The organism is Microcoleus sp. F10-B2 (assembly GCF_036704965.1).
Classification (GTDB): Bacteria; Cyanobacteriota; Cyanobacteriia; order Cyanobacteriales; family Microcoleaceae; genus Microcoleus.
The window spans coordinates 1-15,831 of the sequence record NZ_JAUBTB010000038.1; the positions used below are offsets into that span (position 1 = coordinate 1).

At 44.9% G+C, this 15,831-nt stretch carries 18 protein-coding genes; 5 read left to right on the forward strand and 13 right to left on the reverse strand.

The features are described from left to right. Nucleotides 1–316: 316 nt before the first annotated feature. Nucleotides 317–574 carry a hypothetical protein gene (locus QUA99_RS16190; protein WP_333238546.1) on the reverse strand — a complete coding sequence of 86 codons (258 nt, stop codon included), beginning with the start codon at nt 572–574 and terminating at the stop codon, nt 317–319. Nucleotides 575–1,236: 662 nt separating this feature from the next. Between QUA99_RS16190 and QUA99_RS16195 the strand changes: the two genes are divergently transcribed. Next, nucleotides 1,237–2,070 carry a metallophosphoesterase gene (locus QUA99_RS16195; protein WP_333238544.1) on the forward strand — a complete coding sequence of 278 codons (834 nt, stop codon included), beginning with the start codon at nt 1,237–1,239 and terminating at the stop codon, nt 2,068–2,070. A 236-nt stretch (nt 2,071–2,306) separates the two neighbouring features. Here the strand turns inward: QUA99_RS16195 and rppA are convergent, their stop codons facing one another. From rppA to QUA99_RS16210, 3 genes are all read right to left on the reverse strand, one after another. Continuing rightward, nucleotides 2,307–2,993, reverse strand: coding sequence for a two-component system response regulator RppA (rppA, locus tag QUA99_RS16200; protein WP_333238542.1), 687 nt, complete (start codon nt 2,991–2,993; stop codon nt 2,307–2,309). Between the two features lie 52 nt (nt 2,994–3,045). Next, entirely contained in the window at nt 3,046–3,696 is a 651-nt protein-coding gene (locus tag QUA99_RS16205; RefSeq protein WP_333238541.1) for a glutathione S-transferase family protein, read from the reverse strand. 153 nt (nt 3,697–3,849) lie between these two features. Beyond that, nucleotides 3,850–4,116 (reverse strand): hypothetical protein, encoded by a 267-nt coding sequence (locus QUA99_RS16210; RefSeq protein WP_333238539.1) that lies wholly within the window; start codon nt 4,114–4,116, stop codon nt 3,850–3,852. Nucleotides 4,117–4,450: 334 nt separating this feature from the next. Here QUA99_RS16210 and hisG point away from each other — a divergent pair, with 334 nt between their 5' ends. After that, nucleotides 4,451–5,095: an ATP phosphoribosyltransferase gene (hisG, locus tag QUA99_RS16215; protein ID WP_332956167.1), complete on the forward strand. Its 645-nt coding sequence runs from the start codon at nt 4,451–4,453 to the stop codon at nt 5,093–5,095. A 327-nt stretch (nt 5,096–5,422) separates the two neighbouring features. On the opposite strand, the gene QUA99_RS16220 is transcribed toward hisG, so the two are convergent. The 4 genes from QUA99_RS16220 to QUA99_RS16235 form a co-directional block, all read right to left on the reverse strand. Next, nucleotides 5,423–6,889, reverse strand: coding sequence for a response regulator (locus QUA99_RS16220; RefSeq protein ID WP_333238537.1), 1,467 nt, complete (start codon nt 6,887–6,889; stop codon nt 5,423–5,425). Nucleotides 6,890–7,222: 333 nt separating this feature from the next. Beyond that, the gene (locus tag QUA99_RS16225; protein ID WP_333238535.1) at nt 7,223–7,348 is read right to left on the reverse strand and encodes a hypothetical protein; all 126 of its coding nucleotides are present in this window, start codon (nt 7,346–7,348) and stop codon (nt 7,223–7,225) included. A 4-nt stretch (nt 7,349–7,352) separates the two neighbouring features. Beyond that, nucleotides 7,353–8,753, reverse strand: a complete 1,401-nt coding sequence (locus QUA99_RS16230) for a transposase (RefSeq protein ID WP_333238534.1) — start codon at nt 8,751–8,753, stop codon at nt 7,353–7,355. 287 nt (nt 8,754–9,040) lie between these two features. Then, nucleotides 9,041–9,241, reverse strand: a complete 201-nt coding sequence (locus tag QUA99_RS16235; RefSeq protein ID WP_333238532.1) for a hypothetical protein — start codon at nt 9,239–9,241, stop codon at nt 9,041–9,043. Nucleotides 9,242–9,425: 184 nt separating this feature from the next. Between QUA99_RS16235 and QUA99_RS16240 the strand changes: the two genes are divergently transcribed. Next, the gene (locus QUA99_RS16240; RefSeq protein ID WP_333231765.1) at nt 9,426–9,650 is read left to right on the forward strand and encodes a helix-turn-helix transcriptional regulator; all 225 of its coding nucleotides are present in this window, start codon (nt 9,426–9,428) and stop codon (nt 9,648–9,650) included. Beyond that, nucleotides 9,640–9,768 (forward strand): hypothetical protein, encoded by a 129-nt coding sequence (locus QUA99_RS16245; RefSeq protein WP_333238530.1) that lies wholly within the window; start codon nt 9,640–9,642, stop codon nt 9,766–9,768. The genes QUA99_RS16240 and QUA99_RS16245 overlap by 11 nt, the downstream gene beginning before the upstream one ends. Here the strand turns inward: QUA99_RS16245 and QUA99_RS16250 are convergent. From QUA99_RS16250 to QUA99_RS16270, 5 genes are all read right to left on the reverse strand, one after another. Continuing rightward, nucleotides 9,765–10,166, reverse strand: a complete 402-nt coding sequence (locus QUA99_RS16250) for a transcriptional regulator (protein WP_333238528.1) — start codon at nt 10,164–10,166, stop codon at nt 9,765–9,767. The genes QUA99_RS16245 and QUA99_RS16250 overlap by 4 nt on opposite strands. Nucleotides 10,167–10,183: 17 nt before the next feature. Beyond that, nucleotides 10,184–10,495, reverse strand: a complete 312-nt coding sequence (locus QUA99_RS16255) for a transcriptional regulator (RefSeq protein ID WP_333411441.1) — start codon at nt 10,493–10,495, stop codon at nt 10,184–10,186. After that, nucleotides 10,470–10,811, reverse strand: a complete 342-nt coding sequence (locus tag QUA99_RS16260) for a type II toxin-antitoxin system RelE/ParE family toxin (protein ID WP_333238524.1) — start codon at nt 10,809–10,811, stop codon at nt 10,470–10,472. Before QUA99_RS16260 ends, QUA99_RS16255 begins: the two co-directional genes overlap by 26 nt. A gap of 125 nt (nt 10,812–10,936) precedes the next feature. Next, nucleotides 10,937–13,150: an ATP-binding protein gene (locus QUA99_RS16265; protein ID WP_333238522.1), complete on the reverse strand. Its 2,214-nt coding sequence runs from the start codon at nt 13,148–13,150 to the stop codon at nt 10,937–10,939. Nucleotides 13,151–13,952: 802 nt separating this feature from the next. Continuing rightward, entirely contained in the window at nt 13,953–14,666 is a 714-nt protein-coding gene (locus tag QUA99_RS16270) for a DUF1997 domain-containing protein (RefSeq protein ID WP_333238521.1), read from the reverse strand. 118 nt (nt 14,667–14,784) lie between these two features. Between QUA99_RS16270 and QUA99_RS16275 the strand changes: the two genes are divergently transcribed. Then, a complete protein-coding gene (locus tag QUA99_RS16275; protein ID WP_333238519.1) occupies nt 14,785–15,444 on the forward strand; it encodes an NAD(P)H-binding protein in 660 nt (219 codons plus the stop codon). Nucleotides 15,445–15,831: the final 387 nt, after the last annotated feature.

Below are 15,831 nucleotides of genomic sequence, written 5' to 3' on the forward strand. Positions count from 1 at the left end.
TCGGTGGATGTTACCCACTCGCAGAAGCGTTCCCAGACGTTGGCGCTAGAGCGCTGCTGTAAGGTTGTGGTCATGGTTTTATGATTGCTGTATTTGGTTGTCAATGTTCGGATGATGTTTATATTATTAACTGTGTTGTTAAGGTTTGTAAAGGGGTTTGGCGACAGTTTAACTGATGAGTGTGATTAGGAAAGCTGATGACAGGAGAGAGATGGGCGATCGCGGGCGTGAATTGATGGTTTGAAGATGAACTCTGATATTGCACCCGTCGCAACAGTCTTAATCCGGGCGGGCCTCTAACCCGCGCCACAAGAGTTTATTTCTTGTGGAACGGACACGCGAGGCCGTTGCTGACATTGGTGCAAGATGCGATATTAACGCAGTAAAGAGCATCCGTCGAAGTTGCCGCTATATACTGTTTGGTAGCCGCAATCTTCCCGTGGTAGCCGGATTCTCTGGGGATGTGGCGCAAGTCTGGGCTTTGAGCAATTGCCAAAAGAATATAGATGCGGGGCGGGGAATGCCAGTCTGAAGAGGAGCGATCGCGTTTTAAACAGATTGTTACGCAAGTCATAATATTATAAAAATGCTGTAGTAGTTGGGCGCGTCAGGCCAAAACAATACGGGTGGCATTCGATCGACAATTTAGCTAGCTAGTGCGATCGTAACTCTAGCGCACTCAACGTTAGTTAGTAGTTATCAAACCATCGGAGCAAATTCGGTCTGAATTCTATTAAATCGAGGAATAAATTGAGTTAAACAATCATCATTATAAAAAAATATAACTATTCAAAAAACTGACTTGTATTAATAAATCAAAGTTTACTACTAATAAATCTATTATTTGTATTTAAAATGTCATCTAATTTACTAACTTTTAACTGTTAATTAATAATTAAATTAATTAATTAATATTAGATGTAATAAATAGTTTATATTTTAAATTGAGTAAAACAGTCGCTTAGCAATCTATTTTGTCGTTTAAGCCCCTAGTAATTCAATAAAATTATAGTCCGAAGCTCTATTTGGCGAGGAAGCCTAAATGAAGATTGGGCATTTCTGTTGCAATTTTTTTGAGTTAATCCCAATTTTTGCCTCCAATACTGTAGTTATTAGTCTGCCGCCAACACTCATTAGTCCTATGGCAGAAGAAAGAGGGGAAAATATCTAGTTTTGCAGTCTTGCCTGTTTATTTGCTAAGCTAGAGGTTTCGCTCTGTCAATAAACCTTAGATTTATGCACAGGTTATTAACTGGGAAATTGCGGGTAGAGAATTTAACAATACCGATCGCCAATCTTCCAGTAAATCTATCCGATACTAAAATTGTACAGCTTACTGACTTTCACTATGATGGGGTGCGGCTGTCGGAATGGTTGCTAGAAGAGGCGATTGCTGCCGCTAATGAAGCCGAACCCGACCTGATTTTTTTAACGGGTGACTTTATTACCTACGATCCGACACCTATTTACGGCTTAGTGCAGCGATTGAAAAACTTGCAAAGTCGGGTGGGAATTTACGCGGTTTTGGGCAATCACGACCACCACTGGCCGGGGGCAAAAAGAGAGGTTGCTAATGCTTTAAATAGCGTCGGGATTCGGGTTTTGTACAACGAAGCAATCTATCCTTTGGGGTCAGAACTGGCTTTAGTTGGGTTGGCAGATTTTTGGTCGGGAGATTTTGCGCCTGAACCTGTAATGGCATCAATAAATTCCGCGATTCCTCGGATTGTATTGTCTCACAATCCTGATACTGCTGAAAAGCTGCAAAATTGGCGGATTGATTTGCAGTTGTCAGGGCACACTCACGGCGGTCAAATCGTTATTCCCGGTATCGGCCCTTTGTACGCTTGGGTCAGAAAAATTGGCTATTGGATTCCTCAACCAGTGCGAAAGTGGATTCCTTTTGTGTCGGGTGGCAATCGAGTAGTTACTCACTGGGAATGGGCTAGCGGTTTGCATCAGGTTGGGAGTAATTTGCTGTACGTGAATCGCGGTTTGGGAACTTATTCGCCGGGGAGGCTATTTTGTCCGCCGGAGGTGACAGTAATTACTTTGGTTTCTCATCCGTAAGGCCTGGTTTAGGGCGTCAACTTTCCCGATAACAGATAATATTTGTACAAAGCTTGCCCTGGTTTTTCCGAAAGTAAATAAAGTTATATAGCGGTTCTCAAGGGTGGTGAGGTATGCCCACGGAGGCCTATGCCCGTCAGCCAGATAGTACCTCATGTTACTGAGAAACGCTATATATGCCGAAGGTGAGGTGTGCATGGCTACCTAAAAGATTTTTTGGGCAATTCCTATTATTATTAGCTGGCTTGTCCAAAGCGATAGCCTCTGCCGTAGACTGTGTGAATTAGTACAGATTCGCCCGGGGCTTCTATTTTGCGCCGCAGCAGGCGAATTTGAGCTGCTAATACATTGCTGCTGGGTTTTTCTGCTTCACTCCACAAATACTGGTGGATTTGTTCGTGTGTTAGCAATTGACCGGGATGGCGCATTAAGTATTCTAACAACTGACATTCTTTTTCTGATAAATCAATTGTGCGATCGCCCCGATAAGCTAATTGATTGTCGTAGTCTAGCTGTAAATCTGCAACTTGCAGCCGCCCGACAGCAACCTCGGCATCAAAAGTAGGAGGCCGCCGCAGCAATGCGCGGACTCTGGCTAGCAGTTCTCGCAGTTCAAAAGGTTTGACTAAATAGTCGTCTGCACCGGCGTCGAGTCCTTGTACGCGATCGTCTACCGTATCTTTGGCGGTGAGAAATAGCACTGGCGTATTCCGTCCTTGCGATCGCAAATTATGGCAAATTGCCAGTCCGGTTTGTCTCGGCAGCATCCAATCCAAAATTAGCAAATCGTAATTGCCCTGCATTGCTAAATTGCTGCCACTTGCTCCGTCAAATGCCACATCAACTATATAACCTTCGCGCGTTAAGACTCGACTCAAAGGGTCAGTTAACTCAACTTCATCATCAACTAAAAGAATCCGCATCCTGATTTCAAATTTGAGATTTGAGATTTTAGGTTAAGTAAACTGATTTTTCCTAGATTTTAATGTGTGGAATACTTTCCGTTTCGCTGCAAGCTGCTGCTACCCATTCCTGGATGGCAGGCAAGGCCAAAATCGCATCCGCATAAGCTTTTGTTACTGAATCTAATTTGACTCCGTAGGTGACAAAACGCATGACAACGGGGGCAAACATAGCGTCAACAATTGTGAATTTTCCGAATAGCATATTGCCGCCTGTTCCGAATTTTTGTCTGCATTCGCGCCAAATAGCAAAGATGCGATCGATATCGGCTTCGACACCAGCAGTCATCCCTTCTCCCGGATAGCGGTTGCGGCAGTCCATCGGCATATTTTCGCGCAAATTTTGGAACCCCGCGTGCATTTCGGCGCTGATGGAACGGGCGATCGCCCGTTCCGCTACATCGGCCGGCCACAAATCATTTGCAAAGCGATCGGCCACGTATTCGCAAATTGCTAAAGATTCCCAGACTTTCAAGTCGCCGTCGATTAAAACTGGCACTTTTCCCGAGGGAGAATAGCGCCGAATTTCCTCATGGGTTGTCGGCCAGTCTAAGGGGATTCTCACCTCGGCAAATTCCAGTCCAGCTTGTTTCATCGCCAGCCAAGCGCGCAGCGACCAAGAGGAATAATTTTTGTTGCCGATTACCAGAGTCAATTTGGTCATAATGTAGCTGTTAGCTGTTTCCGATCGTTCGTGCAATTTTAAGTTTTAGAGTTGAATACACAAAGGCGCGAGACTAAATGGCGATCCTCTTCGAGGGCAACGCTTGCGCGCGATCGCCGCGTTGTCTGCACCAGCCTCTGCAAGCATTTTACATTAACAGCCTCCCAGCGTTCCGCGTTTTTCTGCAAACTTCGATCGGGGGGCTGTATCGAACACACTTGATTTGGCATCTAACGATCTGTCTCTGTGGATTTTGGCATCGTTAGCGGTAGGTACGGTCACTGTATAGTGCATTTCCTCTGCCTCTACACCACCGCCTGAGAGGATTTCATCTACTGTAATTTTTTTGAGGGAATCCGGGTTTACACTGTGAAATTTTCTGTCCAATTGTTGACTCTCAAACTCTTGATTGTTTTCCATACTGACCAAGACTTTCAAAGGTGGTACCCGCCACGCGATCGATCAGTGGGATCGATCCAAAATCGAAAATCCTTGCGTCCCCCGAATTTATCTCGCGCAAGTCAATCCAAAATCTAAAATCTAAAATCTAAAATCGAATGACCGCCATTGAAAAACGTGACTCAATCAAAACTTACTAAATATAATATATACCCAAACAAAGGATCGAGCAATACCCGAAATTTATTTTTAGCTGTGAACTCTATGTGTTATTCTGAGTAGGGTAAAAGCTGTTTCTGCTTAGACCGCGATCGCCCCCTTGCCAAATTGAGCAATTTACACTCTAAAAATTGACATGATTACTGTTGCACTTCCCAAAGGCGGACTGTTAGGAGATAGCATTCGGCTGTTTAAATCGGTTGGATTAGACTTCAGTGCTTTTCTCGATTCCTCTAACCGACAACTTCAAATTTATGACCCGACCGGCACAGCAAAAGCTTTGCTAGTAAGGACTCACGACGTGCCAGTTTATGTGGAATACGGTCAAGCGGATTTGGGGATTGCTGGCTATGATGTTTTGCGGGAAAAAACTCCGAAAGTTGCCAATTTAATTGATTTAAAATTTGGCAAGTGTCGGCTGTCTGTGGCGGTGAAGGAATCTAGTTCTTACCGGCGAACGGTGGATTTACCTCCTCACGGTAGAGTTGCTTCTAAGTTCGTACACTGTGCAAGGGAATATTTTCACAATTTGAATTTGCCGGTGGAAATTGTGCCGCTTTACGGTTCTGTGGAGTTGGGGCCGATTACGGGTATGTCGGAGGCAATTGTGGATTTGGTTTCGACTGGCAAAACTTTGCGGGAAAATGGTTTGGTGGAAATTGATGTTTTGTTTGAAAGTTCGGCTTATTTGATCGGTCATCCTCTGAGTTACCGTTTGAATGCGGGGGGGGTTAATGAGTTGATCGGGAAGTTGAGAGAGCAAGTTTTGACGACTGTTTGACGGTCTAAAATTAGAGTTTTCTCATCATACCAATTACAAAAACTCTTGCTACAACCCTCAATCTTATACAAATTATCTCAATGCGAACAGTAGGGACACGGCAATGCCGTGTCCTACTCCCCGCGCCGGACACGGCATTGCCGTGTCCCTACAGACGATCGCGTACTTTTCAGAATTGGTATAGGTTTGTAGGCAGGACTTTAGTAGTTGTGTGCGCTAATAAAAAGGACTCAAGTCCTCACTACGAACGGGATTATTTTAGCTTCGCTTTGGCTTTTATGTGCGCTAATAAAGAGGACTGAATTACTCAATACGAACTGGTTCTATTTAGCTCATTTCTGAACTGCTAGTTGCAGGTATCAAACCTAGTTTTTCCTGGCAGCGATTTATATAAAAACTGACGACTGTATCAGCAGGGTTTTGTTCGATTAGTTGTTGAAAATATCCCAAGGCGGCGACAAATTTTTCGGATTGCCATCCTTGAATTCCTTTGTCAAATAAAACTTGGGTAAGCCGCTTTGCCTCCGAGTCTGGACTGGATGCAATCCAGATTTCGTAGATTTCTATAGCTTGCTGCTTGCCGCGCGGGGTTACTCGATCGATCCAGCGATAGTAATAATTGTTTCCGGGCAAATCGCTGTCTGTAGCAGTCGCCCCACAACTAGAAATAATACTCTCCTGTGTTTCCACTTCTAAGTCGCACTTTAATAATAGACTTTCTTTTGAGTTTGAGTTGGAACTTATGCCATTTAGAAATTCTCTCGCATGAACGATCGCATTTTCGCTAACAATAATTTGGCAGCCGTATATTTTAGTTAAATTTTCTAACCGAGAAGCTGTATTTACTACATCGCCGATGACTGTAGAGTCCATGCGGCGATCGGAGCCCAAGGTGCCGATCATGCCCATACCTGTATGAATTCCGGTACCGATATTGACTGGAGATTCTAAATTGTATTTGTGGCGGCTGGCATTAAATTCCTGCAATCTTTCTTGCATTGCTACTGCCGCTTCGATCGCATTCATAGCGTGAGAGTTCGGCTTGTCAAATACTGCCATGATTGCATCACCTAGGTATTTGTCAATAAACCCGCCGTGGGACGTTATGCAATCGTTCATTTGAGTAAAAAAAGCGTTCAACCATTCAAAAGTCTCGCGAGCTTCTTGAGATTCTGCGATCGCAGTAAACCCGCGAATGTCACAAAATAAAATAGTCAGCTCTTCTTCTGTGACATTGCCCAACTGAATAGATTCTATTCCTTGCGGCGCAATTCGTCCGAGAAGCTGCTCCGGCACAAATAGCTGAAATTTTTCGGAAAGATATTCGTTGGCTTCCCAAGCTGCGGCGATTTGGCGCTTGCTTTGCTCTTTTACCTGCTGGTTGAATTGGGAAGATACAGCTTGCGATCGCATTTGACTCAACTGCAAAATATTTTCCACTTTTGCCAGCAACAAACGACTGTTAAAAGGCTTTGTCAAATAATCGTCTGCCATCATTTCTAACCCTCGGAGGCGAGAGGTATCGTCGTCGAGGGCAGTCAAAAAAATCACCGGTACAGTTTGCAATGCCGTATCCTTCCGCAGGCGATCGCACACATCAAAACCGTCCATCTCGGGCATCATAATATCTAGTAAAATTAAATCGGGTCGAGATGCGCGCGCGAGGGAGAGGGCTTCCTGGCCAGATTGCGCCGATACTGTGGCGTATCCTTTCATGTGCAATAACTCTTCCAGTAAAGTCAGATTAGCTGGCTCGTCATCAACCAACATGATGCAGGGCGACTTGTTTGACATGGAATATGATAGGTAAAGTTTGGTCACCGATCGGCAAGGACAAAGGATTTAGGTATTTAGCTAGGATTGACGCACGATCGCCGAGAAATCGGATTTTTTCCGAAAATACTGAATGCAGACTTTTAATCGGGGTAAAAAACCCGGTTTCCTTAGTCTAATAGCGTCCAGAACTGATTGTGCTGTATTCTTTAGTCTTTCCCCTCGTTTCTGAAAAGAGATGTCCCCGATGGATCGCCGAAATAGTTGAGTTAGGTTAAGATAAGTTGATTTTACATTCAATCTAAAATTTCTCTACTATTGAGTTTAGCGTTTCGCATCATGAAATGTAATAAATTACACCTCTGTGGCAGTAAACCCAGCATTAGTGGCAGTTGGAAAAGTAGGAGGCCCAGCAGTGGCAAATACAATAGTGCGATCGAAGACAGCCTCACGTGGGGCTGTTTTCTTTTTCCGTGACATACTCCTACGCCAACTCAGTACAGTATGGCGTAGGCGTCTTTGCAGCCCGATGAAGGGTGTGCAAAATTTCCTTCGCGGTACTATCATCTATAGTTCCTACTACAGAAAGATTCCCGCGACGGCGTTTTATACTGGGGAAAATGTCCAACCCCAGTTTCTTTAAATTAATCGCTGCATTCACATCGCGATCGACCATCAAAGAATGTTGCTCATCCCAATAGTTTCGGATACCGCAATGGGTGAAAATAATTTCATTCCGATACCCCAGAACCATTGAGGTATAAGCAGGTTTTTGCGGAATGACGACTGATCCAGCTTTTTCTGCTATGTATTCCAGCGTCTTAAAGAATTGACCAAATGCAGCATCCAACCAAGACTTGTTTAGTCCTGATTTAGCTGATTGACCGTTCGGCAGGTAAGTACCCTCATCATCTTGCTTAACTTTGTTCCGCTTCGTTAAGCCTTTTAGGTTCAAGTCTTCATGGAAAAAGAATTTAGCTCCCGACCTCACAAGCTTGTGAGCAGTTTTATAATGGAAATCTTGGCGAGAACGAGCTATCTTCTGGTGTTGTTTAGCTTTCTTTTTGGCTAATTTACGTCGGGCTTTAGAACCACGCTTCCGTTTATTTCGTTTCCTTGAAATACGGTCTAACTTAGCTTGATTTTTGCGAAGCGGTTTTAACGAGGGTAGCTTCTCGCCTTCGGACGTTGCCAAATAGACATCTTCGTGGAGTACCGCATCCAACCCAATTGAGTTGTCCCAATTTGGGACAATCTTGTCAGGCGTGAATTCAGGAACAGAAGAGTCTTCGAGCATTAATTGAATGAACCAACCATCAGCCTTTCTGGTTACACTAACTTGCTTGATGGTAAATCCGTCAGGAATTGAGCGGTGCTTCCGAACTTTTATGACCCCTAATTTCGGCAATCGGATGTAAAACCAATTCTTACGAACCAATTTAATCCAATTATTGTTAGCCGTAGAAAAGGTCATCGTCCGATAATCCGCTTCAGTCTTAAATCGGGGTTTACCCGATCGCCCGCCCTTGCTGTATCCTACGATAAACCGTTCAAAGGCTTGATCTACTCGCTTAGAAACATCTTGCAGGATAGTTGAGTCTACCTGCTTAAAATCCAATATCTCGCCACTATGGAAGACTTTTACCAAGTCTTTCTTGATGACGGGCAATTGTTGTTTTTGCGAGTAGTAGTTGGGCTTTTCCCTGGGCGCAGAGATACTAGCAATCAATGGACAAGCATTCACAGCACTGCGGTTCATTTCCCACCAATCGAATCGATCACCTAGCTGCCTGTTGTACCAATAACGGCAAATTCTCAGCCATTGGTTGAGTGTTAACTTTTGACTGGTGTCGGGATAGAACTGATACTGGTATGTTGTCTTCATTGCGCTACGATCTTTACGCATTTATTTAGTATAAAAATACCAAAAAATACTGCACCATGTCAAGCAATTAAATAATTATATCGAACAACAAAATTGACCTATCAAATAAAGATACTTGTTGTGCTTTGATGTCGTCATCCACCTTTTTCATTGCTCCAAGCTGTGCTTGCGAGGTCATAAAAAGGTGGAATTTTCGTATCACGCGCCTCTCATCCCACACTAACCTTCGATCGGTATAGTGTGGGGTTTGCCGTCTGGCTAGCTAAAAAACCGATTCCTACGATCCGTTATCGGTCATGAGGTGTCAAATCAGTGCGATCGGGCAAAGCAAACACAACTTTCAATCGGATATCGGGGACTCGCTGGCGACACAACTGAAGATGTCCGTCAGCGTCCGATCGATTGCGGTATCGCCCGACAATCGCCCATTGCAAATTGGGAAGCAAACGGGCAACCGCCCAAGGCTTGAGGCACTCTTTGTAAGTCATAATGGTTTTGTCTCCATTTCAAAAGGGAGCCAGAGTCAGCGCGGACACTTGGTAGGTAGAGGCGCTGGCTTTTGACTTGATTATTCATTTTATAGCGCTAGCGCATATGCGTCAACATATGTACTTAACTACATAGGTGTGAAAGTTCTAGTTCTGACACTGAAATACTCATAAGCTAATGGGTATGTATCGAGTAAAAGTTAGAGTCAAAGAGCTTTGCGAAGAGCGGAACTGGAGCCTTAACGAACTAAGCAGACGTTCTGGTGTCACATACACTACCGTTCGCCGTTATGCAATGCAGCCAATGGCGAAGATAGAAATAGACGCAGTTAGCCGCATTAAGGAAACGTTTGGCTGTTCTTGGGATGAGTTGTTGGAATTGCTTGGAGATAATTCTTTTGAGGAGTGAGTGCGATCGCTTTGCAACTATCCAAGCAGCGGCCCAGGTGCGATCGCCCCCACCTTCACTAAATCAATCTACTTGGAAGCGATCGCCCTCCGAGACATTACAGAGTGCGATCGCTTAATTGAACAGAAACAACCCCGGATCGACGTGAAAAAACCTCCCCAAAGCCTCAGCTTGTTTCTTGCTGATTTCTAGCCGATCGTTAATTACCTCAACTACCGCCTCACTCGAACCCATAATTTCTACTAAATCCTCTGCTCCTAGACTCCGAGCATCCATCAAATGCAGCAACCTTGACTTGGGCGTTGATGTATTAAGTTGATAGTGCCGCTCTTCAAAATCCTCAATCAGTTTTACCAGCAATTCTAATAGCGCATTTTCTTCGGGAGTCAGATTTGGACGTGAGAGTAATTCTTCAACAATTTCCAAAAATATCTCGTTTTCCTCTTCTGTTTTGATAATTCGAGGCTGATATTGAGAGAGCAAGCTGCTGTAAATATTTAGATCGAAACTCACCATACAATCATCAAACTAATCTACTTGGGAGCGATCGCAATCCGATACCCCAGTGCATCCAGCAACTCAACCAAAGCATAAATTTCAGCACCCTTAGTTTCTGAAAGCATTCGATCTAGTTTTTCGTAGCGCGACTTTACTTCTTCCAAAACAGGATTTATTTGCGCGATCGCCTCAATTACATCTTTCAACACAGATGATAAATATTCTGGTTCGTCACCTTCTTCTAATTCCAAAAAAGTTTCAATGTAGCCAGCAGCTCTTTCGGGTTCTTTTAGAGATGACATCAGATATTCTCGGTAACTGCTACTCCTCGGTGCTTTGACTTCCATAATCTCTCCAATATTCTTTAGCTTTTTCAATGTCTTGTTCTTGGGTACTTTTATCTCCACCACAGAGAAGGAGAACTATTGTTGACCCGATTTGTCCAAAATAAACGCGATATCCTGGCCCATAGTTAATTCTCAGCTCGCAGACTCCTTCTCCAACAAAGCGAGAGTCACCCAAATTGCCTGACTCGACGCGCCTGGGCCTCTTTTCAATTTTATCTATAGCTCGCCGATCTCGCAAAGCATCTAGCCATTCTGCAAAAGGGCTTCTTCCGTCTACTGTTAGATAGTTCTGAATTTGTCTTAGTTGAACTTCCACTACTCGATTATAAACGCATGATGGCTTAGTTTACTTGAAAACGATCGCCCCCACCCCACCCTCGCCAAACTAATCTGATGACAATTTGCGGTATGGATTGAATCATTTTGTTTGGTAAATGCTGTTTAAGTGAGAAAAGAACGGACAGTAGCGATCGTCAAATTCAGATCCAGTGGCTTGCTTAAATAACCAGAAGCGCCAGCTTCCAAACATCGATCGCGATCGCCGGGCATCGCCATCGCCGTCACAGCAATCATCGGTACCGACTCCCAGACAGGATCTGCTTTAACTCGACGCATCAACTCAAAGCCGTCAACATCCGGCAACTGAATGTCCATCAAAATCAAATCCGGCAGCAACTCCGGGGCCGCAGAGGCAGCGAGAATACGATCGACCATCGCCTTCCCATCCGCGAGTATCTCTACCCCGTACCCCTCCAATTCCATCACCTCAGAAATTAACATTTGGTTAAAAGGCTGGTCTTCGACAACCAAAATCCGCTTGCTGCCAATTGGTAAAGCAATCGCAGAAGCAGGAACTAACTTGGTATCCAAAGCGCAAGAAGCAAAGTTTCCCAACTGTTGACGCATCTCCGTCAACGGCAGCCAAACGCGGAAAAGACTTCCCCGATCGCAAACCGATTGAAAAGAAACAGTTCCCCCGTGCAATTCTGCCAGACGTTTAGTCAAAGCCAAACCCAAACCTGTACCTTCGTGCCGTCTAGTCAGGGAAGAATCGACCTGTTGAAAAGGTCGAAATAGCAAGTGCCAGCGGTCTTGAGGAATGCCGATGCCGGAGTCTTTCACCTCAAAACAAAAATAAGGAGTGCTGGCATTTACAGGAGAACAATCCGGCCGGTAGTCGCCCTTTATTTCACTGCCGTAGACCAGACGCCCGCTGAGTTTAACTTGTCCTTGTTCTGGGGTAAATTTGATGGCATTGGAAAGTAAATTAATCACAATTTGTCGCACTCGCCGTTCGTCGATCCAAACTTTAGTAATGCGGTAGTCGAGTTCTAAAGACAAACCGATGCGCTTTTTGTCTGCCCGCGGCTGCATCATTTTTATACAGTCTGTCGCGAGTTCGTGAACGCGAACCGGTTGTAAATTGAGTTCTACTTTCCCCGCTTCAATTTTAGAAAGATCGAGAATATCGTTAATTAACTGCAACAAGTGCTGGCCGCTTTTTTCGATCAGGTCTAAATAGTTGATTTGTCGATCGCTCAACTGTCCGGCTGTTTGCCGCAGCAGCAAGTCAGAAAAGCCGAGAATGCTGTTAAGAGGCGTCCGCAATTCGTGGGACATTGACGCTAAAAACTCGGATTTCAACTGAGAAGAATACTCTAATTGTTCGTTAACTTGGCGCAGGTTTTCTTGTGTCTGAGCCCGCTCGATCGCCGCCCCCAGAGTTCGGCAAGCAGCCTCCAGCACTTCTTGGTTGAGGGCGGTTTGCAGTTTTTTGACGTTGCGGGACTCCAGCGTCAGTACGCCAATAATTGTACCGTCGGTGGCTGCGATCGGAAAAATGCCCAGTTGTCCGATTCCCGGATGCCGAAATTCCGGCACGGCATTGGGATGTTGGGCATAATCCTCTACGAACAAAGGTTTACGAGTTTTCACCACTTCCCACAGCAAACCTATGCCGTAGGGAATGCCTTGGTCGAGCAATTCTTGCATTCCTGCGACTACGGGTTCCCCGTAAGTAGCCAAAAATTGACCAGAAACTTGGTTGCAAATCCCCGACGCTTGCCGGTCGTTTCCCTGGCCGTTAATCACCTTGACATCTCCGAAAGCTGCATTCATTGCCCCTACCAGATAGGTGAGGGCAAACTGACCTATTTCTTGCAAACTGTGAGAGTTTTGCAGGCGTTCGGTTAAACCTAAAAGAAAGCTCAGCCGCCTGACTTCTGCGTTCAAGCTAGCTTGGGAGTTTTGGTATACCGTAACATCTCTAAAGGTAAACAGCCGTCCGCCGCTGTTGGTAATCGTGGCGCACACCTCCAAACAAACCGCATTAGATTGCTCGAAATAATATGATAAACTTCCATCCTGAGATTTTTCGAGTGCTTGCTGAAAGTCTTGCCACTGCTCAACAGACAAGTAACCCCGATCGACAATTTCTGCAAACAGCAAGTGGCACTTGGGCTTTGTTGCCAGCCATTCTGGTGACAGTCCCCAGATTCCGGCCAATTTTTTGTTAAACAAAACTAAGCAGTCAGACGAGTCGAACATAGCGATCGCATTGTCTACTTGATTGAGAATTAGTTCTTGGTTTGCCCTCAACTGCTGCCAGTCTATCTCCATTTTTTTTGTGTCTGTAGCTCTTAGTTTTGTTGTCATAACTTTCTACGGATATGGCAAAAGCGATCGATCCCCCTTTACTTAATTTGACATAATTTTAGGTTTTTTGGCAGTGAGGGCGATCGATCGGTTTTGTGATCTGAGACACTTGATGGTTTCGGAGGGCGATCGGAGCCAGCTTTGAACTGCATGGGCTACACTGCTTAATCATCAGGGAATAAGGAGGGAAAGCATTACGACAGAAAGAGAATTTTTTAATAACAATGCTCTCAAAGTTGATGACCTCTGACTTGAAACTATTGTGTCCAACCCGTGCCAATTTGACCCCTAATAAAAACTAATTATGGTGATAATACAAGAGGATATTTCAAAAGACAATCACGACCTTACCTTGAATTTTATTAGCAATAATTGGGTTACTGGAATTAGCAGGTAAAGCAAGTGTTCCGTGCAATAAAATAGGGGTAAGGTACGCCCTTAGCACGCGAAGGAAGTGATATCAGTTTCAAATGATATCAGTTTCAAAAAAGCAACTGTATACCCGCGATCCCAACCCATACAAAAGCAGTTATTCCCAATTGTTTAATCTAAAATCGTTCGACAGAGCGCTAACGCCGAAGTCTCAAATAAAAAATGATATGAGTTATTGCGATCGCACTTAATGGTAAGGTGCGCCATCAGCGCCCTACAAAGGTGATTAAGGATCGCGAATTAAATAATTTACACTCTTGAAAGTGGGGTGGGCGTCCCGCCCGTCCAGAAAGGGCGGGCGGAACGCCCATCCCACAAGAACATCACGCATTGTAAGTTATTTAATTCTCATTCCTAAGTGCGATCGCACTTAATGCTTCTTAGGATTTTTCGGAAAAGGAATTCCCAAACTTTGGTGAAAAACAAGCTGAGTTTTATAAGTCAAGCGCCGGTTAACTTGTTTGATAATTTTTTCCAAAAGCGCATCGCCGGTTTTTTCTATCAAAGGTTGAGACATCGATCGAATAAACTTAGGAAAACAAACCCCCACAGCCAAATCTAGCTTCCACGTAGCACTGGTAATCGCAGGCGGCAGCTTAGCACGTTCCGACGCAGGCCAATCGGTGGCAAACTCTTGAGACGGTATTTCCAGTAGCTTCATCGCCGATCGAAAATCCACTTCATACCCAGGTGAGGTATAATCCGGAACCGGAATAGTCTTAATCAAATAGCAGCCTTCAGCATCCGGCGGCAGCAACTCTAAACCAATTCTGGCTTCAACACGGTAGCCGAAAGCCCCAAAACGCCCGATTAATAAATCATAGCCGTTTTCTCCGATCGGCTCGGCCTTCATCGGCCAAGCGCACTGGCAAAACCAACTCTTGTGGTTGTTCAAATGCTTCGCCACCGTCTCAGCATCCGCGTACATCTCCATGCTGTCTTCAAAATATGCGTGAAACCAAATCGGCTCAACTTCCTCTACTGCATCGGCACTTGCACTTTCGGGCTGTCGGAAACTCACATCTGGGTAGTAATTTTGGTCAGAAGCTTCAAAAGTTTGATATTCAGCGGAATCCTGCTTCATCCTATACTCTCCTGTAATACGCACCGATCGGGTTGGGGATGTGTTCAGGAAGTTTTCTCCCTACAATTGAGAAATCGATAGTAACAAAACTTACCCTTAGTTCAGCATAACTCGACTTATGAAAGCATTTGTAGCAGGAGCCACAGGTCAGACTGGCCGCCGAATCGTCGCAGAATTAGTCAAGCGAGGCATTCCGGTGCGCGCCTTAGTCCGAAATTTAGACACAGCTAGACAAATTTTACCACCGGAGGCTGAGTTAGTGACCGGGGATGTATTAAATGCGACTTCCCTGGGCAATGCCATCGGCGATAGTACGGTATTGCTGTGCGCGACAGGGGCGGCCCCTGGTTTTGACCCGACAGCGCCTTACAAGGTGGATTTTGAAGGTACTAAAAATTTGGTGGATGCAGCTAAGGCTAAGGGCATTGAGCATTTTGTGCTGGTGACTTCTCTGTGCGTCTCTCAGTTTTTTCACCCGCTGAATTTGTTCTGGCTGATTTTGGTTTGGAAGAAACAAGCTGAGGAATATTTGCAAAAAAGCGGCTTGATTTATACGATCGTTCGTCCGGGCGGTCTCAAAAATGATGATAATTCAGATGCGATCGTCATGAGGAGTGCGGACACAATGTTTGAGAGCAGCATTTCGCGCACCAAGGTAGCCCAAGTGTGCGTGGAAGCGCTGTTTCTGCCGAATTCTCGCAACAAGGTTGTCGAAATTGTCGCGAAGCCGGAGGCTCCGCAAAAGAGTTTTGAGGAGTTGTTTGCCAGTGTGATTTGATTGAATTAGCCTCGCTTGGGTTCGGTGCGTCAATCGATTTTAGATTTTAGATTTTAGATTAAAGAATTGAAGCATTGACCCCACCGATAAATTCGGGGGGCAAGTTTCATCGGATACAGGTTTTTTATTTCTGGACGGATGAATCCGGGGGCTTGTATCCTGGATGCTTTCGGTCAGACAAAAAACCATTTGATTTGGATCGCAGATGTTGCACAATTGTCAAGAACAGGCAAGATGCCTGTTCCACAAAAGTGCATTTTCTTGTGGGGTGGGCATCCTGCCCGCCCAAAAAAGGCTTATCGAGAATGGTGCAAGATGTGATTTGAGTCAAAGATTGGGGCTGACGCACCCTACAACAATTTTCCGATCGCCAAATCTGGCAAAATC